The sequence below is a fragment of the Streptomyces sp. NPDC047085 genome, assembly GCF_040643735.1.
GTDB lineage: Bacteria > Actinomycetota > Actinomycetes > Streptomycetales > Streptomycetaceae > Streptomyces.
This window is the reverse complement of sequence record NZ_JBEYUW010000002.1, coordinates 761986-783206: the sequence shown is the minus strand read 5'-3', so window position 1 is coordinate 783206 and position 21221 is coordinate 761986. Positions and strand designations below refer to the sequence as shown.

Here is a 21221-nt window from a genome sequence, read left to right as displayed (position 1 = left end):
GCGCTCCCTCGCGGTGCTGCTGGTAGCTGCTGCTTACGTACGGTCGCTTGGTCCGTAGATGGCGGCTGCCTGGCCAGTGTGGAGGGCCCAGTATCGGTCTCCGTAGCTGAAATGCCACCACTCCGTTGGATAGTTCACAAAACCGGCGGCTGACATGACGCGGCAGAGCGTGTCGCGATGGGCCCGGGCAGCGCCGCTGATCGAGTTCGCGTGGGTGTAGCAGGCGCCGTCGCTTTCCTCTGGGGAGGCGTTCATCCTCGTCCCCATGTCCACCTCCTGGCCGTCCGAGGCGGCGAGGGTCAGGTCGACGGCCGCGCCGGCGCTGTGCGGCGCGATCTCCGGTGGGGAGACGTAGCGGCTTGCGGCCTCGTGGACGCGGCTGTCGCTCCAGTCGGGGTTTCCGCGACGCAGCTTGGTCGCGTACTCCTCGAAGTACGCCCGCTGGAGCGCCGGAGGCCGGTACCCCTCAACGACGAGCAGGCGGAACTCAGTGGGAAGCAGTCGCTGGGCGTGTTCCAGGCGCTCGATGAGCCCGTGCCGCAGGTGCGCGAAGTGGCCGTCGGAGTCCTGCTTGCGTTGATCGACGAAGAACAGGCCGGACGCCCGTATGTCGATGAGTTCCTCGCCGCAGTCCTGAACAGGTATGGCGGCGACCCGAGGGTCGGACATCAGCACGATCTTCAACTACGTCTCCTTCGACAGTAATAGACGAGCGGCGCCGCAGGTGTACGTCGGTGCTGGCGGTCAGGCCAGGCCGTCGCCCGGCGTGGCCGCTGGTCCGGATGCGAAACGCGTGGAGTGCGCTGGTGAGTGGTCGATGGCCAGGTCGGGGCGCCATGCAGTGAGGATCTGGGCGCTGCACACGAACAGGCCGTCGGGCAGCTGATCGAGCGGGTGCCAAGCCCAGTCGCCGACGCTCTCGTCCGGCTGCGTGGTCGGCTGCCCCTGCCAGGCGTGGACGAGCGCGCCGACGGTGACCCGCAGGACACTTCCGACGTGGTCGACGAGCGTGCCCAGGAGCTGGACGTCGCCGGTCCGAGCGACCAGACCGGTTTCCTCGCCGAGTTCTCGGATCACCGCGTCCTCGAAGGATTCCCCGGCCTCCACGCTTCCACCGGGCAGTTCGAGGGTGCCGCGTCGGTGTCGGCCCAACAGAATGCTTTGTTCGCTCAGCAGGATCGCTCCGACGCCGACGGCTGCGTGGGCTGCCGGCGCTCGGGTGCTGCGGGGCCGGCTGGAGACTCGCGCCGGCCGGTCGGGAAGGCGCCGGGCGCGGATGAGCTGCTGGATAACCGTGGCGCCCTCGTCGGGGTGAGGCAGCAGGTCGATGGCCTCGACGCGGAAGCCGTACTCGGTGAGCAGGTCCTCCCACAGCTGCGGCGACAGGACCCACATCTGCGTCGGCAGGGGCGGATCGTCGCGCAGCAGGATCATCTGCTCGCGCGGCGCCACCTCCGTGGACGGGCCGCGGCCGTGCAAGTCGGTGTGGAGGAGCGAGAGGATCAGAGGGGCACCGGGGCGCAGTCCGTCGCGCAGCGCGGGCAGGGAGCGGTGCGGATCGATGAACCCGAGCGTCCCGATCGCGTATGCGGCGTCGAACGGCGCGGTGCCGGCCAGGTACTCGGCCACGTCTCCTTGGACGAACTCCACGCCCTCCACGTTCGTGTGGACGGAGACGGCGCGTTCGTGCTGGGTCGGGGACAGCTCGATTCCGGTGACGCGGGCTCCGTGCGCTTGGGCGAGATGGACGGCGTGGTGGCCAGCTCCCGAACCGATGTCCAGGACGCGGCGGCCGGTGACGTCACCGAGGACTTCTGCTCCCGGTCCGACCCCTTCCCAAGGCGTCCAGGTGAGCTGGTCGGGGACGGGCGGGGTGTAGGCGCGCGCCAGTTGTCGCTGCCCATACATATGCCAGGCCCGTGTGTTGGTGTCCTCGGCGGCCACGATTGCCTCCTGGGTGGGTGCGCTGGGGATCAGGTGTGTGTGGTGAGGTAGGCGGGGCCTTCGCCACGACGGGCCTGTTCGATGGCGTCGAGGCGGGCGAAGGCGCGCGGCGCCATCAGTCCCTGCCAGGTGGCGAGGTCGTGCACGGCCCACATGTCGTGCTCGGCGGGATCGAGTCGGATCCGACCGAGCTGCTCTGTGGTCAGCCGCCCTCCGTCGAAGATGAGCCCTACCTTGTTCAGCGGCAGGCGGGGCCCGGCGTGCAGGAAGTGCGTCAGGAGAAGCTTCGGCGTATCCAGGCCCAGTTCGAGGCCGGTCTCTTCGACTGCTTCGCGGCGAGCGGTTTGCAGCGGGTCCTCTCCTTGGGCGTCCAGGTTGCCGCCCGGGAACTGCCAGAGGCGCGAGCCGTAGACCGAGCGCAGTTGAACCGGCCGGTCGTGCTCGTCGCGGATGTACAGGCAGCCGTACACCGTGTGGTGGGGGACGGTGTGCGCGTACTGCGCGGGCGTCATCGGCATCGGTCGGCCTGGCCGTGCAGGGCGGTGGTCGAATGCGAAGGCGAGGACGCCGAGGCCCTCCTTGGCTGGCGGGTAGATGCTTCGCAGGTTGGCGAGCAGTTCTCCGGGCGGCCCGTTCGGGTCGATGCGCGCGGGGTCCTCTGAACTGAGCAGATCCTCGAAGGAGGGGTACGGGGTGATCCGCTGCACGATGACGTCGAGCTCCCGGCCGGTGTCGCGGTCGTGGAAGACGACCGTGTCGCCGACGGCAACGGCGCGCTTCCGCGGGGTGGCCACCCTCACTTCGATCGTCTTGCGGCCTGCTTCCACTTGGCGGTAGTACCGCGGGAGCAGGCGCATGTGGTGCTCTTGCCGTTCCTCTCTGGCCGCCGGACTCGGGACGGCTGGGATCGCCTGTTGGGTGTCGTCAGGCACACATGCCTCCGATAGATGCGGTGTGGTTCGTTGCGTTCAGCGGCCCATGGAAGGTGACCGGGGGTTGCTCCGTGACGGAATCTTCAGGGTGGACTATTTCCCGCCCCCTGCGCCGTCGGCCCGTCACACCCGGCTGCTCTCGCGGGCCACAGAGGTGTCCGACCAGCTGACGATGTAGCCCGCTGCTTGTTTCGGCGAGCTGCCGCACTTCCTCGGGCGGGAGGTCCGGGTGCATGGAAGCGGCCATGTTCACATCCAGCCCGTTTCGGAGTAGGAGCGGCCGGCCCGGATGCCCTCGATGGCGACCCTGGTATAGGGGACGAGGTCCTCGGGGAGGGCGGCCGGATCCCAGAACTTCCACTGGGTGCACTTGTCCGGCTCGCGTAGTTCCGGCTCGCCGCTCCAGGTCCGAGCGCGGAAGAACAGGCCCATGCGGGGCCGGCCCCCGGCCCGGTCGATGTGGTGGACGACGTGGACGAGTTCGACGTCCTGTCGTTCGATGCGCAGACCGGCCTCCTCCCATGCCTCTCTGATCAGGCAGGTAATGGCGCTCTCCTGCTCGCAGTGGCCGGCCAGGACGTGCCAGGTGGAAGGCGCGAAGTTGGAGTCGGAGTGGCGCAGCCCGAGCAGCACCGTCCCGTCAGGCCGTTCCAGGTAGAGGTGAACGCCGATGATGTTGGGAACCGTGCCGTGCGGAGCGGCCGGGCGGCGCCCCTCGTGCGATGCGGGCCCGCTCCGCGACGCGGAGCGGGATGCGCCGGCCGGGCGGCTGGCGGCGTGGCGCCGTACGAGAGCGCTGGTGGTGTCTGCGATGCGGAGGCGGTGGAGGTCGTCGGGGGCGAACCAGGCCAGCATCACCCCTTCCGTCAGGTGGAGTTCGCGGGGGTCACCGTTCCAGCGGCCGGCGTAGATGGCGATGGGTACGGTCACGCCGGCGTCGTCGGTTGCTTCCTCGATGCCGAACGGGGTCAGGTCGGCGATGTGGAGGCCGGCTTCCTCGGCCAGTTCGCGCCGCACAGTGTGTTCCAGCGTGGCGTCCTGGGGCTCTCGGCCACCACCCAGCAGTGACCACATCCCCGGCTCCCAGATCCGGCCGGGGAAGTAGTCGCGCAGGTGGGGCAGGTACTCGGCACGGTCGTTGTAGATCAGGGCCGAGGCGTTGGCGGTCGCCGGTCCGGTTCCGAGCGGGAGCTTGAGCAGCTTCTGGCGCAGGGAGGGGGAGGCCACCCTGTCCGCGGGACGCCATTCGATGCCGCCGACCTCTTCTTCCTGCAGCACCAGCGGCACCTCTGCCGCGGTCTGCAGGCGGAAGAGGAACCGGAGGTCGAAGTGCTGGTGGCCGGGTTCCCCCTTGCTCGGGTGGGCGTCGATGTCGTGTATGTCGATGTCGAACGGGACAGTCTCGTAGCCGGGCCACGGTGCCACGGCCTGGGGCGGAATCCCGGTCTCCTCGTGCAGCTCCCGAAGAGCCGCCCCTGCCAGAGAATCGTCCTCGGGCTCGGTGTGTCCGCCGGGAGCGAGGACTTTGCCGCTCGCCAGGTGCAGCACGTGCAGGACGCGGCCGAGCGGATCGACGACGATCGCGCCGCAGGTGACGTGTCCGGTGAAGGTGGAGCGGCTGGCGATATCGGTGGGACGGTCGAGGGCGCCCAGGAGGCCGCCGAGCTGCGCGCGCTCGTGAGGGTGGCGAGCGAGGTAGGTCTCGACGGTGGTGCGGATGTGGTCGGGTGACAGCGGCATTCGGCTACCTCAGAGGAGCGTGAAGCGGGACAGATGGAGGCGGGGTAGTCGTTCGTGTCAGCTCAGCCGCATCCCCTCAGCAGGGATCTCCTCGATGGCAGCGGGCCGAGCGGCAGGCAGACCCCACCGCTCCCGGGCCGTCTCAGCGGCAAGCAGGGCTTGCCGCGCTCCGGGCGGCCCCCATCCCAGCAGGGTGGCTGCTTGGGCGGGGGAGGCGAGCAGGCGGGCGAAGGGATGGCCGGTGGCAGGGTCGACGGCCGCCGGCCCGACGGCGGTGACCCGGGCGGCCAAGCGGAGCCGGACGTTGGGCCCCACCCCGCCGTAGACCTCACCGGTTTCGTCCAGCACCCAGCCCAGTCGCACCGGGTCAGTCAGAGCGAGTTGCCCTTCCTCGGCGGCTTCCCGGCGGAGGGTGTCCTCGGGAGTCGCGTCGGTCTTCTCCACCGTGCCGCCGGGCAGCATCGGCAGCGCGCCTCGCGGGCCGGGGTCGGCCAAGAGGACGACGCGGCCGTCGGGGACGAAGCACCACGCCCAGGCTTGCTGCACGGGGAGCCGTTCGGGGACGGGGTCGCGGTTGAAGGGGCTCTCCCACAGAGGCCGGTAGCAAACGTGCACGTCATGGCGGTCCAGTACCGGGACGTCGAGGATGTGCCGGCCGTCCGCGAGGTGAGCGGTGGCTGTGTTCCCGAGCCGTGCACGGTAGGCGGCGAGCATGATCTGTCCGTCCACGGGGCGCAGCCGCTGCACCGCGTGCCGGGTCTCCAGGAAGGCGTACTCGGACAGCTCCTCGCGCGGGAGGCGGATGGCCTCCGCCTGGTCAGGAGTGAGCGTTCCGCCATCGAAAACGAACCGGATCTCTCCGGGGAAACGCGTGCTGTGTTGGCTGTCCGGGTGGTGCGGGGAGAGGGAGTGGACGGCGAGCACGCCCGACAGGGGCAGGCTCGTCAGGCCGAGTTCCTCGGTGATCTCGCGCCGGCAGGCGACGTGCGGGTGTTCGCCGGGTTCGACGACTCCTCCGGGCAGCAGCCACCGGTCGTCCTCGCGGTAGGTGGGGTGAACGAGCAGGACGCGGCCGACTTGGTCAGTGACGAGCGCGGCGGCGCCGACCCACACCGTGTGCCGGGGGACGGCGTGCTGCCCTGCGGACAGGGCGGCACGCGGTGCGACGTCGTCCGAACCTGAGACGGGAGTGGTCACTTGGCGGTGCCTTCCATATCGGTGGGGCGGGCATGGGTTCGGCACGGGCGGGGAGCGGTGATCAGGAGGTACCGCCGTTCATCCGGCGCTGCAGCTCCCTTGGCCGATGAGCAGTGCAGCGGGGCCGGGAACGATCGGCCAGTCCACGGTGATGCGGGTGTGCTTCTTGGCAAATACGTGCAGTTCGTGGTCCCTGGCCGGCGGGGCGCAACTGGCGGCCGGTCGGGCGGTGATGCGGGGGCAGAGGGCGCCGCGGTGGTTGTGCTGCCAGTGCCGGACCTGCTCGGCCATCTCCTGTGCAGCGAGGTGTCCTCGGGTGCCGTGGCCATGGACAACGAACTCGTACAGGCCCTTGCCATCGTCTCCGTCGCCGATGCGCTCGGTGGCCAGTCGCGCGAGGGAGTTGCCGCGGACGATCGCGGCGCCGGGCCAGTGCTTGGGCGGCGGTTTCAGGACCCCGTTGTCGCCGTCGGAGTCGGCCGAGAGGCGGCAAAAGCCCGGCAGGGCGCCGGCGAGGTAGAGGGTGAGGGCGTCGAAGGGTTCCTGGCCGCCTACGGTGACGTGGGTGTGCGTCACGGTCGGCTCGCAGGTGAGGGCTGGGGCGAGTTCGTCGACGGGCAACGGGGTGCCGTCTTCCCAGGACAGGTGGACGCCGGTGCCTGGGACGGTGCGGCGATTCCTGTGCCAGGCGCCGTCGCCCTGCATGGCGACAAAGCCGCAGACGATGAGCGGCTCGTCGCTGTGCAATTCCCCGTCGCGCTTGGTGAAGCTGATGGCCCAGTGGTACCCGTGCAGACGCAACGGTGCGACGAGACGGCCGCCCTCGGCCAGGGCGTCGATCCAGGGCAGATCCCAGGTGTCGACGGTGACCACGATGGCGTCGAATCCGCCGTCCGGTACTACCTCGGCAGGCACGTGCTCGGCGTCCGCGGTGACCACGCGGATGCGGCCGTATCCGGTCTGGGTCAGGAAGCGGGTGGCCCGGTCGGTGACGGCTGGGTCGATGTCGAGGGTGGTGACGTGGCCGGTCGGGCCGGCGAGTTCGGCGATGAGAGCAGCGTTGTAGCCGCCGGAGCCGATCTCCAAAGCGTGGTGGCCGGGCTGGATGCGGGCGGCTTCGAGCATGTCGGCCTGCAGCCAGGGTGCGGAGATGGAGCTGATGACGGTGCCGTCGTCGCTGTGGCGGGTGGCGATGATCTCGTTGGCGTACGCAGCATGGAGGGGCCTTTCTGGGGCGAAGGCGTGCCGGGGCACAGTGCGCAGGGCGCGGTCAACCGCGGGGGTGCGGATGTGTCCGGCGGCGGCGAGTTCGTCGGCCAGTTGGTGGCGCAGAGCGGTGGCTTCGTCGAGGTCCGTGCTGGGGCGTGTGGTCACGGCGCGCCTTTCGGTCGTGCGGGTCATACCTGGTCCGAGACGGTGGGCGTTGCAGGGTTCGGGATGGTCGCGGTCGGGGCGTACTGGGCGGCCTGGGCGTCGAACATGGCGGCGTACCGACCGCGGGCGGCGATGAGTTCGTCGTGGGTGCCGTGCTCGGCGAGGTGTCCGTTGTTGAGGACGTAGATGTGGTCGGCGTGGCGGACGCCGGACATGCGGTGGGTGACCAGGACGACGGCTCGGTTCGGTGCGGCGAGGCGGCGGATGCGGTCGAAGGCTTCGATTTCGGCTTCGGGGTCGAGGGCGGAGGTCGGTTCGTCGACGATGAGGACGCCGTCTGCCTGTGATGTTGAACTGCGCCAGTGCGTGCGGGCCAGGCCGACTTTCTGCCATTCGCCGCCGGACAGTTCGATGGCGCCGCGGAACATGCGGGCCAGCAGACTGCGCAGGCCGTCGGGGAGTTTGGCGATGACGGGGCCGGCAACGGCGTAGTCGACCGAGGGCTTGAGGTCCTGGTCTGTAGCGGGGTGGTCGGGGCGGCCGAGGCGGATGTTCATCGCGGCGGTCACGGGCCAGCGCTGGAAGTCCTGGGTGAGCAGGGAGACGCGCTCGAAGACCTGGGCGCGGTCGAGACCGGTGAGGTCCGCGTCGCCCCAGCGCAGGGTGCCGGCCTCGGGAAGCAGCATGCCCGAGAGGATCTTCATCAGGGTGCTCTTGCCGGAGCCGTTCTCACCCACCACGGCGGTGACCGATCCCATGGGCAGGGTCAGTGACACGCTGTCCAGGGCGGCGGTGTCCCGGTCAGGGTAGCGGTAGGTGACCTGGTCCAGAACGATTTCCCTGACGCGTTCCGGTACGGGCGCACCGCCGGCGGGCAGCGTCCGCTGGGCGGCCTGGGTGAGGAAGCGGCCGTGGTCGCGGACGTAGAGGCTCTCCTCGTGGAGCTGGTTGATGTTCATGACCAGCGCGCCCAGGCTCGCCGAGCCGGTGCGCACCGCGATGACGGCGGTCCCGGCGACGGCGAGGCTCATGTGCCCGGCCATGATCAGCCAGAACATGGCCCCGTAGGTCGCCGCCATCGCCAGACCGGACAGCGCGGAGGCGACCCACTCGGTCAGGGCCTTGTTGGAGGCGAGGCGTTCCTGTTCGGCCTCGGCGCTCTCGGCCATCTGCTCGTAGCGGCTCAGGAGGAAGTCGCCGACGGCGTGGAGGCGCACTTCCTGGGCGGCGGTGCGTTCGGTGAGCAGGTTGCCGATCAGGCGGCTGGCCCGCACGTGCTCGATCCAGCTCATCACCGACACGTATCGTTCCTGGGCCACGCGCATGGCGCCCCAGCCGCGAGGGGCGGCGATGAGGATCAGCATGGGCAGCAGCACGGGGTGGAGTACGGCGAGGACGCCGGCCGTGGTGATCAGCGAGATGAGGCCGTTCAGCGCGGCGACGCAGGCGCTGATCATGCGGCGGGCCGAACCCGGGCCATGCTGGGCGATGTCCACGAGCCGCCGGAAATCGGGATCGTCGATGGCCTCCAGTTCGACGCTGGCTGCGGCGGCCAGGTACTGCGTGGTCGCGATCCGCTCGACCTTCGGCTCCAGCCGCCCTGCGCGGGAGGTGGACCAGGCGGACAGGGCGGAGTTGATGACGCCGATAGCGGCGGCGGCCAACAGGCCGGGTAACAGGGCGTGCAGCCGCTCGGCAGCGCTGCCGTTGCCGGCGAGCAGAGCGTGCATGACGGCGTTGACGGCGAGCAGGCCGGCGGCTGCGGCGATGCCTTGGCCGATCTCGCTGACCCCGACCGAGAGCAGAGCACGCCGGTCGGCCTGCCACGCCATGCGCAGCGTTGCGCCGACGAGTGTGGGCATGGAGCGCAGCGCGGACCTCATGGTCAGGTCCAAGGTCGCGTGCTCGTGCTGGGACCAGCCCATGTCGTAGCGCAGGGGGCCGCCGAACAGCTCGTGTTCGGCGTCGGAGACCTGCGGATCGGCCATCGTGACCGGGCCGAAGAATCTCTTCACCGGGCGCCTCCCGCAGGCCAGTTGATGGCCCGGTAGGACGGGCCGTGGGTGAGCATGTGGAAGATGGTGGCGGTGTAGGGGTGACAGTCCGGCGACGGTCGTTCCATCGGCACCCAGAAGAGCCCTTCGTGCTTGTGTGGCTCGGCGTTGTACGGCTCACCCGTCCACGACTGCGCCACGAACACGGCGGTGATCCGGTCCAGGCCACCGTCGGTGTCGTGGTGGTGGATTAGCCCGCAGAACTCCTGCTGCTCAGCAGTGATAAGGACCCCCACCTCCTCCATGGCCTCGCGTCGCGCAGCATGGTCGAGTGGTTCACCGACTTCCAGGTGACCGCCCACGACAGTGAGCTGTCCCGGTGCGAGGGCGGCGTCCAGTGCGCGGCGTACGCACAGGGCGGCGCCGTTCGTACGGAGCAGGACCTGTGCCACGTCGGCGATCAGCTGGTGAGGCGAGTCGCTCACGGGCGGCCCTCCTGTACCAGGCGTTCTACGGTGTGCCGACCGTTGGTCACGAGGGCACCGCCGTGCCGAAAGTTATGGGTGAGGACGGAGGACGGGAGAGGTGTGGGCTGCGTCATGCCAGGTACCTCGTATCCGGTCGTGACCCGTCGTCGAGCAGAGCTGCGCGACCGGAGGTGAGGCGAAGGCTGGCGCCCGAGGAGGTAGCGGCATTTTCGAACGCAGGATGAACGAGTCCAGGGCGGCGTACGGGATGCATGGGGACTCCTCGGGGCGAGATGCGGACAGGTGATCGGGTAACGGCGGTCCTGCTGTAGCCGTAACGGGTGGAGGGGGGCGAAATCTAGAACGTGTTTTCGAATACCGGGCTCTCTCCTTGTGTGGTCGGGTGGGGCGGGCTGTGATGCAGTGTTCGATCACTCATGTGGGTTGCGGTACCTCCTGCGGGGGATTGCCGGGAGGCGCTTGGTCGGTCATGGCGTGGCGAGGCCCGGGCGGAGGGCGACGGCGTCGCGAAGGAAGCTGCGCTTGGAGTAGAAGGTGTGCTCGGCGGCCCAACCGTGACTGGCGAGGTACTCGCAGAGCCAGCTGTCGATCCGCTTCATCTCGATGAGGATCTCGTCCTGGTCGTGGTCGAGGATGCTGCGTGAGCGGAGGTACTCCAGCTCGCACTGGGAGAGCAGCACGTCGGGGGCCGCCAGGAGGGCGCAGCGGTCGAGGAAGATGCCGTAGATGTGTCCGGTGCGCAGCGACTCGCACTGGATGTCGTAGCGGACGCGTTGGAAGGGCGGCATGGCCCGGACCTGGAGGTTCAGGTCTTCGCGCAGGAACGTCTCGAAGCGGTCGGGGGTGATGTCGAGGCCAGGGGTGAGTTCCTCGCGGCGGGCGAAGGCGTCCTTGGTGAACCACTTTCGCTTGAGTACGTGCCCGGCGGTGACGGTGGGGATGAAGGAGGCGTAGCCGATCTCGGGCTCGGGACCGGTGACGTCGAACAGATGGTTCTCGGTGTGGTGGATCTGGAACTCTTCCCGGTACTCCGGACGGCAGCCTTCCAGCTTGCCGTCGCGCAGTGCCTTGAGCAGTTCCATGGACGCGGACCAGATGTCCGGTGCCGGGTCGAGGGTGTACTTGATCTCCAGCTCAGTGCCGGAGAAGTGCTTGCGGAAGTACCGCAGATGGTTGTTGAGCGCCGTACTCGACTCTGCGTGCGCCGTCAGCACGGGGTCGAACCAGCGCAGTTCCTCGATCGGGCCGTGGCCGACTGGTTCCCGGGTGGTGCGGACGAAGCAGGCGTCCTCGGGGTGGAAGCGGATCTGAGCGTACGCGTGGTAGCCGCCGCCGGGGTGTTCGGCCAGGTAGCACAGCGGCACCAGGCCGGGGGCGGCCTCGGTACCGACCAGGCCGCGCAGGGCGGGGCCAGCGATGGCGTCGGGGAACAGTTCGCCGCCGTCGATCCTGGCCGCCCCGAGCCGGGTGCCGCCGGGCTGCAGCGCTTCGGCCGGGCAGGGCCCCAGCGCGTTCCAGCGGACGATCACGGTGGTGGCCGGCTGGCATACCTCCTGCGGTGGCACCCGTACGAGCACGATCGGCTCGTCTGGTCGCCGTGGCGCGGTGCGGTTGAGGAGGTGGACGCCGCCGAGGACGACCCAGGCTCCCCGGTACGAGGGCTGCTCATCGTGCACGCTGGTCTCCTTCGTGTGAAGCGGGTGCCACGGGTGATCGCCCTGCAGCCCGATGGGGCCACCGGGTCGGCCGGACATCCCCGTATGGCTGCCTGCTCGTCGCTGCGACGTCCGCCCGGTTCGTCGGCCTAGGGTGGGGCGGGTGAGTCATGGTGAAGTTGGTCAGGTGATCTTGGACGAGGCTGTTGTGGATGCCCGCCTCGCCGCATGGGAGTTCGACGGTGCACGGGCCTGGCTGGAGGAAGCCCGCCGACATCCCATGGAGCCGCTGGCGGCCGAGGTGTGGGTCACCGACCCTGCTTTCGAGCACGTCCTGCTGGTCAAGCACCGCGTGCGCGGATGGGTGCCGCCCGGTGGCAAGGTGGAGCCGGGCGAGGCGCCGCGTGCGGCGGCGGCACGAGAGCTGCTGGAGGAGACCGGCCTGCGCACCGAGTTGCTGCCCGAGCCCGCGGCCGTGGCGGTGCGTTCCTACCGGGCCGACTGGTCTCCGACGCTGGGCCTGTCCTACGCCGCGATCGTGGGACGCGACGTGCCGTTCGCCGGGGAGCAGAACCAGCCGGCGGCATGGTTCCGTCTGGATACAAGCTGGGACAGCGTCTTCCCCGAGGACCGCGAGCGGATCCGTGCGCACGCTCGCCGTCTGGCAGCCGGCCGGGCGGTCGGCTCCCACTGAGGTAGGCCCTTGGCCGCCGTTCACAGGAGGGCCTCGATCCGGTCGAGGTCGGCCGAGGGCAGGCTGACGAGCTCAAGGTCGTGCAGGAAGCGGCACCACACCGGCTCCAGGCCGGGTTCGCGCTCGAACTCCTCACGGCCCAGGTACCCGTTGGCGTGCGCGGTGGTCCGCAGCGCGTGCTGCTGCAGCTGGGCCGGGTGGATCCATCGAGGGGCGCGGACCTCCCGGGGCGAGGGGCACAGCGACCCGGAAACCGCGGCCTGGAAGATCCACCAGTGGTGGCCGACCGGACCGCTGGGCGCGCGGTGGCAGTGGTTGGGCCGCCACTGGTCCAGCAGCAGGTGCAGGTGGGTGACGGTGAGACCGACCTCTTCGGTGACTTCGTCGCGCGCGGCCTGCTCGGGGCCGCCATGCTCGTCGACGTGGCCGGCGACCGGGGCGATTCCGGCCGGAGGAATCGCCCGCTCGAACACCAGCAGGCCGCTCGGGGAGGAGATCAGTACCCCGACGCTTGCGTGGTCACAGAGGCGGGCCCCGCCGCCGGGAGCCGGGGCGGCCGGAGTCATGCGGCGGCCTTTGGCCGTTGGGCGACGACGACGAGCCAGCTCGTCACGGCCGGGGCATCGGGGGTGGTCATGGCGTAGGCGGTGTCGAGGATCTGCATCCGCTGGGCGTGGGTGAAGTCGCCTTCGGGCCGCGCGAAGACGGGGATGGACAGCCACGCCTTCTTCTCGGCCATGGTGCTGTGCTGGGCGGTGAGCTCTGTGCCGACGATAGTCAGTCCGGCTGCGGTCAGCTGCTCGGTGACTGTTTTCAGCGGCAGCTTCGGCGGCCTCTCCACGTCGCGCGGCGGTGGGGTGTATCCGTGGGTCTCAGCGGCGACTTGGCAGATGAGGGCGTTTAGGGAAGGCCCGGTGCGGGTTGACAGTTCGTCGGGGTGCCGGACGCCGGCGAAGCCGCCGCCGATGTTGAAGACGAAGTGCCCGCCTGGGCGCAGGATGTGGGCGACGGCTGCGAACACTGCGGCGGTGTCGGTCTTCCAGATCGCGGAGTTGCACACTACGGCGTCGGCGCTGCTGGCGTGCAGGTGGTCGGCGAGCCGTTCGGCCGGGGAGGTGATCCAGGTCAGGCGGACGTCGGTCAGGGTCCGGCGACCGACACGCTGCATCGCGGCGGCGTTGTCGACGGAGACGACTCGAGCGCGGGCCGGGATCAGGTCGAGGATCGCGCGGGCGGTCGCGCCGGCGCCGCCGCACAGGTCGACCACCAGGCTGGCGTTGGCCAGATGGCCTCGGCGGGCAAGGTCGCGGCTGGTCGCGTCGTACATGGGCTGGGCGCGGGTGAATGCGTCGTACGCCTCGGCGTTGCTGTCCTCGTCCCAGCCGAGGATGGCGTCCTGGGGTGCCATGTTGCTGTGGCCTCGCTTCTCAGAGCGGCCCGGCAGTGCAGGCCGGGTGTTCGGGCAGGGTCAAAAGAGCGCGGACTGTACGGCGGCGGGCGGTGAGGAGAACTGTGCGCCGAGGATGATGCGCCGGCCCTTGAGGGTGCCGAGGTCGAGCAGGTAGGGCAGTTGTTCACCGTCGCCGTCGAGGGTGGCGAGGACCTGGGAGCCGAGGCAGGAGAGCACCGTCATCCCGTGCTCACCGGAGCGTGGGTCGTGCGGGTACAAGGCGCGCCCGGTCTTCGGCGTCCGCAGCAGTTCGCCTTCGCCGGGCGGCGTCCACGGCTCCGGTGTGGCCGGGACGTTCAGGCCGCTCAGGGCCGCGGTGGCGCGGTCGAGGTGCTGATGGTGGGCGGCACCGGCCGGGGCGAGGTCGCGCAGCTCGGCCAGGGCCGTCAGCTTGGCCGCGGCTCGCACGGTCTGCGTCAGGCCGTGGTGGCGGGTGAGGGCATCCTCCAGGAACCGCACGGCGCGGCCGTCAGCACTCCGGGCGAGGTAGGTAGCGATCAGGGCACCCTGTTCGTCGAGGCGGGAGCGCTTACGGGGTCCGGCCGCGGTGCCGATCTTGGTGGTGCCGTCGGCGAACGTCGCCAGGTACAGCCAGTGCGGCTGGGCCATGTACGCCGCCAGGGAGTCGGGAACGTGCCCGCCGGAGTGGAACCGGTGGGCGAAGCGGAAGTCGTCCCGCCCGGCGCAGGCCGGGCACTGTCCGCCGGCCTCGGCCGGGGCCCGGTCAGGGCAGGCGACCGCCTCGACGCGGACGCGGTCGGCGAATCGGTACCGGCCGGTGCACCACCGGCCGGTACCGCTCACCTGGTAACTCAGGCGCCTGCCCATGACCGGGGCGTAGACGAGTGGTCCGCCGGTCACGGGGGCGAGCAGAAGACGGGGGTCTGCGCTCGCCCAGGTGATGCCGTGACAGACGTATGTCCCGCTGGCGGGCAGGGCCTGGTCCATGGTGCGTTCCTTGTCGATCGGGGAGGGAGGGCCGGTTTAGACGGTCAGGCGCAGACGGTCGGCCAGGGCAGCGGCGGCGGCCTTGAAGACCTGGTCGCGGTCCAACTGGGCGACGTCCAGCGTCAGCCAGGCGCCGCGCTCCGCCTGTTCGCGCATCTGGTCCAGGACGGTGTCCTGGTAGCGGATGAAGTCCTCGTCACCGCCGCCGGCGTGGCCGGCCTCCAGGGAAGTGAACGAGCCTTTGCGGACGAGAGCCTCGCGGGCACCGATGTTCAGGAAGAACACCAGGTCCGGCTTTGTGAGATGCGCGAAGACCTGCTCGCACAGGCGGGGGGAGACCTCGGGGTTGACCGCGTACCGAGCGAGGATCTTGTGGTGCGCGTTGTCGAGGATCACGTGGGTTCCCGCGGCGAGGGCCGGCTGGATGACGAGCCGGTCCTGCAGGGTGTACCAGGAGGCCAGGGCAAGCAGCCAGTAGTGGTCGCCGCATGCCTGGGCGACGCCGGCGTCGCGCCGGTAGACCAGCTCGTTGAGGCGGTCGAGGTAGGCGGACAGCTCCGGGTCCCGGCGGACGTCGGTGCTGTGCTTGCCGATGAGGACTGCCGTGTGGCTGGCGTCGTTGAGGGCCTGGTGCAGGCGGGCGGCGAGGGTGGACTTGCCGGCCCCGTCACCACCGACGAAGGTGATCAGCTTCCCGGCTACGGTGGTGGTCGGCGCGTTCGCCGTCATCGGGATTCTCCCAGGGGGTGGGTCGGGCTGGCGGTCAGGCGGCCGGTGATGATGGTGCGGATGCGGTCCACCAGGACGGCGCGCTGGCGCAGGACGTCGCTGTGACGCTCATTGGACAGGTCGGCGGGATAGTGCGTGGCGAGGTTGTTGGAAATGACGTGGAGGTAACCGAATCTGATCCCTGCCTGGCGCGCCGCCGCCCCCATCGGGCCGATCTCCGGGTCGACGAAGGCGTACGAGGCGGTGTGCTGGGCCAGCCAGTCGCGGTTCTCCAGCAGGATCGACGGGGAGGACACGTGCAGGCCGCTGCGCACCCCATCGTGGGTGGCGGCGTAGTCGCCGAAGAAGTCGTCCCAGCTCACCATCGCCCCGCGTACCAGGCTGGTGTTGCCGGTCGCCAGCCAGGCGTTCGGTTCGACGCCGGGGGTCAGCGAGCCGACCTTGCCGACGTAGACGACGTCGCCTGCGCCGAGTTCGGCAAGGCGCGTGACGACCCGTCCGGCCACGTCTCCCCAGATGCTGTGGAGGAACCCGAGGTAGACCACGCGACGGCCGGCGACGTCGAGGCGCTGCCAGGCGTAGCCGGGTCCGCGGGTCCACACTCCGTTCTCGGGAGCGAGGTACTGAAGGCCCCAGCCGACGATCACCAGGTCGCCGTCCAGTTCCAGGTCGAGCGCGTCGAGCGCCGTTCGGCACTCCTCTTGCTCGGGCGGCTGATAGGTGACGGTGCCGACGGGGCGGCCGGTCATGGCCAGATACGTGGCGATGATCAGGGCGTAGTGCTGGACGTAGTCGGCTCCGGGGAACGCCTTGACGATGAGGTCACGGCCGTGGATCTCTGCGGTGGGCCGTTCGATGTTGAACAGCTTCCCGGTCTTCTCGTACCGGGAGATCACCGCCGTGCGGTCGTAGCCGCCGATGACGCGGATGCTGTCCCAGTCCTGGTCCTGGATGAGGTGGTGGACCTTGATCTCCAGGTAGCGCAGCAGCCTCGCGTGGGTCATAGTGTGCCCGGCCGGCTCGATCGGGGCGGCGCGCAGGAGTCCGGGGGTCGGGTCGGCGAGTAAGGGCGTCATCGGTGCTCCTCGGCGATCGTCACGGTGCTGCCGGCCGCCGCGCGAACGACGGAGATGTTCTTCCGGATGAGGTCGAACCGAGCTTCGGGGATCGGGCCGAGCTTCTCGATGCGGGGCGTGGAGGGCTTCTCGTACGGCCCTTCGGGCAGCAGGGCGACGCCCATCGCGCCGAGGATGACCGGGGCTGCGCCGTCCACGGAGGAGATCCACTCGTGCTCGCGCTGCTCGATCAGCTCCAGGTGCCCGGTCCGGCCCAGACCGAGCAGCCGGTAGATGAGCAGATCGTCGACCAGGCCGCGATCCTGCAGGTAGGCGGTCGCCAACCAGCGGGTGCGGCACAGTTGCTCGTCGGGATCCGGTCGACGCGAGGCCGGCAGGGCGATGGCCCCGGCCCAGCCGCTGCTCACAAAGGCGTCGTAGGTGCGCAGCCACTCGTCGTCGTCCGCGGCGTGCAGGACCGCGCACAGCCGGAATGCGTCGCCGGACAGCTTCCGGATCTCTCGCGCGGCCTTCTCGCTCGCCTTCAAGGTCGCGGCCCCGTCCCGCATGACGTCCGGCAGGATGATCTCCCTCGCGGATACCGCCAGCGCGGCTTCGACGAGGCTTTCCGCCGGCAGGGCGTAGCCGAGGTCGAAGAGCCCGTTGTCGACGATGATCTCGGCGCCGCGCTCGGCCTCGCGAGCGAAGAAGGCCCGGTAGCTCTCGTCGGACAGGACGTGCTGGGCGGCCACGTGGTGGACGCGGGCCGGCTCCTGGGCGACGAAGTTCTTCAGGTAGGCAGGCGGAGCGATGACGGAGAAGTCGATGCCCGCGGTGGTGATCACGACGCCCCCCACAGGCCGGTGGTGAGGGTGAGGAACTGCTGGGAAAGGACGGGGTCGGTGCCGAAGCGCCCGCCCGAGTGCACCGTGGTGGTGCGAGCCTCCTCCATCCGTACGCCCCGCATGCTCATGCACAGGTGCACGCCGCGCACGACGACGGCGACGTCCTCGTGTCCGATCACGCCGTTGAGGTATTCGGCGACTTGGCGGGTGAAGCGTTCCTGGACCTGCAGTCGGCCGGCGAAGTGCTGGGCGATCCGCCCGAACTTCGACAGGCCCACCACCTCGCCATCCGGCACGTATCCAGCAGTGACCTGCAAGTTCATGGGCAGCATGTGGTGCTCGCAAAGAGACCACACGCTCATGCCGCCCACGATGACCAGCTGACCACCCAGCTGGGACTCGGTGAAGCAGGTGGCCGTTTCGGCGCCGTCCGGGGACAGGAAAGCTCTCCACCAGGCCGCGACGCGGTCCGGGGTGCCGGTCAGCCCCTCGCGGGCGGGGTTCTCGCCCAGCTCGACCAAGAGCTGGTGGATCAGGTCGGCGACCCGGCCGGTGTCGATGACCGCAGCGGGCCCGGCGACGGCAGCCGTCGGCGCCGCCGCAGGGCTGGCGATAGAGGTCGTCATGGGCGTCTCTCGTTTCCGGTGACTGGGGAACGGATGGGGCGTGGAGTCGCGTGCGGTCAGCGGCCTCGGGCGTCCGCGAAGGCCAACACGTGAAGGCGGGTGGTGAAGTGCCAGTGCCGGGCCGCGACCCCGTCCGCGAGGACCCGGGTAGTCGCGGTGATCACCTCGGGGGTGGTGCCCTCCGGCATCACCCACACCGGCGCGAGCCGGTGGGCGTCGGCCAGCTCGGCGATCCGGTCGAGGTCGTCCACCGTGGAAGCGACGAACTTGAACGCCGCCCGCCCGGAGGCCACGAACGCCTCCAGCGCGGCTGGCACGATGCTCTTGGTCTCCTTCACGCCGAAGCTGGCAAGCTTGGGCGAGACGTTGAACCGGACCCCGTCGGCCACCAGCTCGGGAGTGGGCGCGATGGTGCCGTTCGTCTCGAACTCGATCCGCTTGCCGGCTGCTATCAGTCCCCGGACGAGAGGCACCAGTCGCGCCTGCTGGATCAACGGCTCGCCGCCGGTGATCACGACCAGCTCGACCGGTGAAGACGTGGCCCAGGCCACCAGGCCCGCGACGGATTGCCTCGTCGACTCCTCGTGCGGGTCGAACCGAGACCAGTCCCAGGTGTACTTCGTGTCGCATCTCGTGCAAGTGAGGTTGCACCGGGACAGGCGGATGAACAGGGCCGGGTGTCCGCAGCTTGGGCCCTCGCCCTGAAACGTCGGCACCTCGGAACCGAAGCACTCCGCGACGATCAGGGATTCGCCTTCGGCAGCTTCCGGTTCGAGGTTGAGCGGCTTGGTTGTGGTCATTGGCCCACCACATCGAAGCGGGCCCAGCTGCTTGCGGTCTCGCGAACTAGGACGGCGACAAGGCGGCCGGGGATCTCCGACTGGAGGTTCTGAACGAACCAGCCGGCCAGGAACTGGGCCAGGCGCTCCGAGGTGGGCTCGAAGGGCAGGATCTCGTGCAGGTTGTGGTGGTCGAGCTCGGTGTCCAGGAACGACTTGAACGGGGCGAGCGCACCGAAGTCCGTGACAAAGCCGGGATCCTCCAGCGCGGATGCAGTAGTGAGGATGACCTCAACCTCGTAGCTGTGCCCGTGCTGGCGGGAGCACTTGTGCTCATGCGGCAGCCGGGGAAGCCGATGGCCAGCCTCGAAGCCGAACTTCTTACCGATGGTGAAATTGCCGGGCGGTAGTGGAACAGCAGTGAAGCCCATTCGTTTTCTCCGAGAGGTGAGGGTGTGGCTGATTCGGGTGGGGTGGGGCAGCCGCCTCTTCAGGCGGCTACGGGCTGTGCCCCCAGGTGGTTCTTCGCGGCCTTGTCCAGCAACTTGGTGAAGTGCTCGGCGCGCTCGTCGCCCTCGGCCTCCTGAGCGCGGAGGCCCCCGAAACGGGCCCAGTACCGCCGGCAGACGTCGCTCTCCATCAGCTTCGAGGCGCAGAACGGCAGACACCCGTCCCGGACGAAGCCGAGGCGGTCGCGCAGGCTGAGCATGCTGATGAGCTGGTTGGCCTTCAGCAGATGCATGTACTCCTCGACGTCCAGGTCCTCGGGCGTCCAGAGCTTGGCGAGGTCAGGGTTGGCGGACATCTGCGTCAGCCAGTCGAGTTGGTTGTGCGCGACGGTCGCCTCATTTCGTTCGGCCTGGTGCCGCGCGTCCTGCCTCAACCGGGCGGCTCCGACCACGGCGGTGGCGAGGGAAACCGCGGCGCCGGCAGCGAGGACGGCGGTGGTGAGCTTCATGCTTTAACGGTCCTTTCACGCAAAGTGGTCTGGGGCGAGGGGCGGGTCTGTGGAAGCCTGCGGGGCTCGCTGCGTCATGCGACCCCCGCGAGCACGACGCTCGGTGAGCCGCCGTCAATGCGATCCAGGGCGTACCGGCGGCGCACAGTGTCCAAAGCGATGGCGATCGGCGGCAGTCCGACGGTGGCCCTTCGCTGGTCCAACAACTGCGGCGCACGCAGTGGGCACAGCTCCACTCCTGCTGCGCTGAGGACGAGTTGCGTCCCGAACTCTTGGGGTCGCCCGCTGCTGACCAGGGCGCGGTCGTGAAGGTGGGCCCAGTGCTGGATGCGCGCATCGCCGTCCTGGACCGCACGTTTCAAAAGGGTGGTGGCCGCCCGCTGGAAGTCGGGTTCGTCGTCGGCGTGAAGAGCGATGCTCCAGGCGGCACGTGCTGCGTCGGGGCCCACGAGACGGTGGCTGGGCCAGTCATGTTCGGCCAGGATGCGGCGCAGCACTTTGGTGTCGGCGTGCTCAGCGTGACGGTCCTGGCCGAGGTGGACGGCGTCGAGCTGGTTGCGTACGCGTCTGGCCCGGCGTGCTGCCGACTGTGCGGCGCGGGCGATGAGTTCGCGGGCGAGGTCCGGCCGTAGCGGTTCCGCGGTCCTCACGCGATACTCCGCTGGTCGGCGGCGGACTGCGGCTCGTGGACCTGGCAGCCGATGAGCGCGCTCAGCCCAGGCCGAAGCTCGGCGGTGAGTTCGAGGCGCGCGACTCGCTCATGGTGCTGTCCGGTGCCCGATCCACGGACGTCCCAGCCCATGTTGGTGAGCCGACGAAGGAATGTGGCGATCGGATCGACGTCGAGAGGCTGGCGGGCCATGGCCTCGGCCCGCACAAGCGGTATCTCGAGCCGGGCGGCGAAGTCGGAGGCCCACAGAGTGATCAGCCGGACGGTGTCATCGGAGTGACCGGGCAGGGTGTGGACGCAGTCCAGGAAGAGGCACGGGCCTTCGCCCCATCCGAGGTCGGGCCCGCGTTGCGGGATCATGCAGGCCAGCAGCAGCCCGTCCTCGAACAGTCCAGCCGGCTTCACCTGCGGGGCGCGGAACAGGGCCGGGATATCGGACCGGGCGGGTGTAGGCACGCTGCGCATGGCGAGCCAGCGCTGACGGTCCTGGACGAGGGCCGCGGCCTCGTCCCGTTCGGCGTCCGTGCGCAACGACCGCATCTCGTACACGGCCGGTAACCCTGTCGCGCACTGGCTTCGAGGCGCGGGGGAGGGCTCGATGGCCGCAGAAGCGGGTGAGGCATTCACTGGCTCGCTCCGCTCTCCATCGTGGTGGCTCGCCTGGCGCAGACGACAAGTTGGGTGGTGTTGGCCGCCCCGGTCTTGTCGAGTAGTTCGTCATGTGCGGCTCGCACGTCGGCGGGCGCGATCTTGGCTCTGGCAGCAATGTCGCTGGGATTGCTGTGCTCAGCGACCGCCCGCAGCAACAGTTGCTGCTCTGGACTGAGTTCCGGCATTGGCCTGTCCGTTGTGGGCGGAGCGACCTGCCGGGCGTTGCACAGGAAGTGAACGATCACCGGGGGCTTGCAGCGGGGCGGGCAGTGGAGGCTCTCCCGGATGTCGCGTACGTACTGGCGGACGGTCACGGCCGACAGCCCGGTCCTCGCGGCGATCTCTTGAGGGCCGAGGCCGTCCACGAAGTGCTGGGCGACGCGCTGCTGGGTCGGGGTCAGGGGGGTGATCGGTGCGCTGGTCGTCATGCGCGGGGTCACGGGTGTCTCTTTCGCGGCTGGGTTGAGGGATATCGGGTGGGGTGTCGCCGGA

General features: G+C 69.6%; 23 protein-coding genes. 1 reads left to right on the top strand and 22 read right to left on the bottom strand.

Annotated elements, in window-relative coordinates; genetic code table 11:
- Positions 1-33: 33 nt before the first annotated feature.
- The 9 genes from ABZ865_RS09155 to ABZ865_RS09115 form a co-directional block, all read right to left on the bottom strand.
- Positions 34-669: a M15 family metallopeptidase gene (locus tag ABZ865_RS09155; protein ID WP_361227271.1), complete on the bottom strand. Its 636-nt coding sequence runs from the start codon at positions 667-669 to the stop codon at positions 34-36.
- Positions 670-744: 75 nt separating this feature from the next.
- Complete coding sequence (locus tag ABZ865_RS09150) at positions 745-1944, bottom strand: bifunctional class I SAM-dependent methyltransferase/NUDIX hydrolase (RefSeq protein ID WP_361226249.1); 1200 nt, start codon at positions 1942-1944, stop codon at positions 745-747.
- A gap of 29 nt (positions 1945-1973) precedes the next feature.
- Positions 1974-2801 (bottom strand): NUDIX domain-containing protein, encoded by an 828-nt coding sequence (locus tag ABZ865_RS09145; RefSeq protein ID WP_361226246.1) that lies wholly within the window; start codon positions 2799-2801, stop codon positions 1974-1976.
- 324 nt (positions 2802-3125) lie between these two features.
- Positions 3126-4616, bottom strand: a complete 1491-nt coding sequence (locus tag ABZ865_RS09140; protein WP_361226244.1) for an NUDIX domain-containing protein — start codon at positions 4614-4616, stop codon at positions 3126-3128.
- A 57-nt stretch (positions 4617-4673) separates the two neighbouring features.
- A complete protein-coding gene (locus tag ABZ865_RS09135) occupies positions 4674-5813 on the bottom strand; it encodes an NUDIX hydrolase (RefSeq protein WP_361226241.1) in 1140 nt (379 codons plus the stop codon).
- Between the two features lie 78 nt (positions 5814-5891).
- Entirely contained in the window at positions 5892-7187 is a 1296-nt protein-coding gene (gene fxlM, locus ABZ865_RS09130) for a methyltransferase, FxLD system (protein ID WP_361226238.1), read from the bottom strand.
- Between the two features lie 23 nt (positions 7188-7210).
- Complete coding sequence (locus ABZ865_RS09125) at positions 7211-9202, bottom strand: ABC transporter ATP-binding protein (protein WP_361226236.1); 1992 nt, start codon at positions 9200-9202, stop codon at positions 7211-7213.
- Entirely contained in the window at positions 9199-9666 is a 468-nt protein-coding gene (locus tag ABZ865_RS09120) for an NUDIX domain-containing protein (RefSeq protein ID WP_055493687.1), read from the bottom strand. Before ABZ865_RS09120 ends, ABZ865_RS09125 begins: the two co-directional genes overlap by 4 nt.
- Before the next feature lie 470 nt (positions 9667-10136).
- Complete coding sequence (locus tag ABZ865_RS09115; protein WP_361226232.1) at positions 10137-11345, bottom strand: hypothetical protein; 1209 nt, start codon at positions 11343-11345, stop codon at positions 10137-10139.
- A 172-nt stretch (positions 11346-11517) separates the two neighbouring features.
- Here ABZ865_RS09115 and ABZ865_RS09110 point away from each other — a divergent pair, with 172 nt between their 5' ends.
- The gene (locus tag ABZ865_RS09110; protein ID WP_361227268.1) at positions 11518-12018 is read left to right on the top strand and encodes an NUDIX domain-containing protein; all 501 of its coding nucleotides are present in this window, start codon (positions 11518-11520) and stop codon (positions 12016-12018) included.
- A gap of 20 nt (positions 12019-12038) precedes the next feature.
- Here ABZ865_RS09110 and ABZ865_RS09105 read toward each other — a convergent pair whose 3' ends face one another.
- The 13 genes from ABZ865_RS09105 to ABZ865_RS09045 form a co-directional block, all read right to left on the bottom strand.
- On the bottom strand, positions 12039-12584 hold the full coding sequence (locus ABZ865_RS09105; RefSeq protein ID WP_361226229.1) for an NUDIX hydrolase: 546 nt from the start codon (positions 12582-12584) through the stop codon (positions 12039-12041).
- On the bottom strand, positions 12581-13426 hold the full coding sequence (locus ABZ865_RS09100) for a class I SAM-dependent methyltransferase (RefSeq protein WP_361226226.1): 846 nt from the start codon (positions 13424-13426) through the stop codon (positions 12581-12583). Before ABZ865_RS09100 ends, ABZ865_RS09105 begins: the two co-directional genes overlap by 4 nt.
- Before the next feature lie 60 nt (positions 13427-13486).
- Complete coding sequence (locus ABZ865_RS09095; RefSeq protein WP_361226224.1) at positions 13487-14416, bottom strand: DUF2797 domain-containing protein; 930 nt, start codon at positions 14414-14416, stop codon at positions 13487-13489.
- A gap of 36 nt (positions 14417-14452) precedes the next feature.
- Positions 14453-15145 carry a thymidylate kinase gene (locus ABZ865_RS09090; RefSeq protein WP_361226221.1) on the bottom strand — a complete coding sequence of 231 codons (693 nt, stop codon included), beginning with the start codon at positions 15143-15145 and terminating at the stop codon, positions 14453-14455.
- Positions 15142-16221 (bottom strand): hypothetical protein, encoded by a 1080-nt coding sequence (locus tag ABZ865_RS09085; RefSeq protein WP_361226219.1) that lies wholly within the window; start codon positions 16219-16221, stop codon positions 15142-15144. Before ABZ865_RS09085 ends, ABZ865_RS09090 begins: the two co-directional genes overlap by 4 nt.
- Positions 16218-17045, bottom strand: a complete 828-nt coding sequence (locus tag ABZ865_RS09080; protein WP_361226217.1) for a hypothetical protein — start codon at positions 17043-17045, stop codon at positions 16218-16220. The genes ABZ865_RS09085 and ABZ865_RS09080 overlap by 4 nt, the downstream gene beginning before the upstream one ends.
- On the bottom strand, positions 17042-17671 hold the full coding sequence (gene folE, locus ABZ865_RS09075; protein WP_361226214.1) for a GTP cyclohydrolase I FolE: 630 nt from the start codon (positions 17669-17671) through the stop codon (positions 17042-17044). The genes ABZ865_RS09080 and folE overlap by 4 nt, the downstream gene beginning before the upstream one ends.
- A 56-nt stretch (positions 17672-17727) precedes the next feature.
- Complete coding sequence (locus ABZ865_RS09070; protein ID WP_361226211.1) at positions 17728-18471, bottom strand: 7-carboxy-7-deazaguanine synthase QueE; 744 nt, start codon at positions 18469-18471, stop codon at positions 17728-17730.
- A complete protein-coding gene (locus ABZ865_RS09065; protein ID WP_361226208.1) occupies positions 18468-18881 on the bottom strand; it encodes a 6-carboxytetrahydropterin synthase in 414 nt (137 codons plus the stop codon). The genes ABZ865_RS09070 and ABZ865_RS09065 overlap by 4 nt, the downstream gene beginning before the upstream one ends.
- 59 nt (positions 18882-18940) lie before the next feature.
- A complete protein-coding gene (locus ABZ865_RS09060) occupies positions 18941-19408 on the bottom strand; it encodes a DUF6082 family protein (protein ID WP_361226205.1) in 468 nt (155 codons plus the stop codon).
- 74 nt (positions 19409-19482) lie between these two features.
- A complete protein-coding gene (locus tag ABZ865_RS09055) occupies positions 19483-20058 on the bottom strand; it encodes a DUF6624 domain-containing protein (RefSeq protein WP_361226201.1) in 576 nt (191 codons plus the stop codon).
- Positions 20055-20618, bottom strand: coding sequence for a hypothetical protein (locus ABZ865_RS09050; protein ID WP_361227265.1), 564 nt, complete (start codon positions 20616-20618; stop codon positions 20055-20057). Before ABZ865_RS09050 ends, ABZ865_RS09055 begins: the two co-directional genes overlap by 4 nt.
- Before the next feature lie 83 nt (positions 20619-20701).
- Positions 20702-21169: a LuxR C-terminal-related transcriptional regulator gene (locus ABZ865_RS09045; protein ID WP_361226199.1), complete on the bottom strand. Its 468-nt coding sequence runs from the start codon at positions 21167-21169 to the stop codon at positions 20702-20704.
- Between the last annotated feature and the right edge of the window lie 52 nt (positions 21170-21221).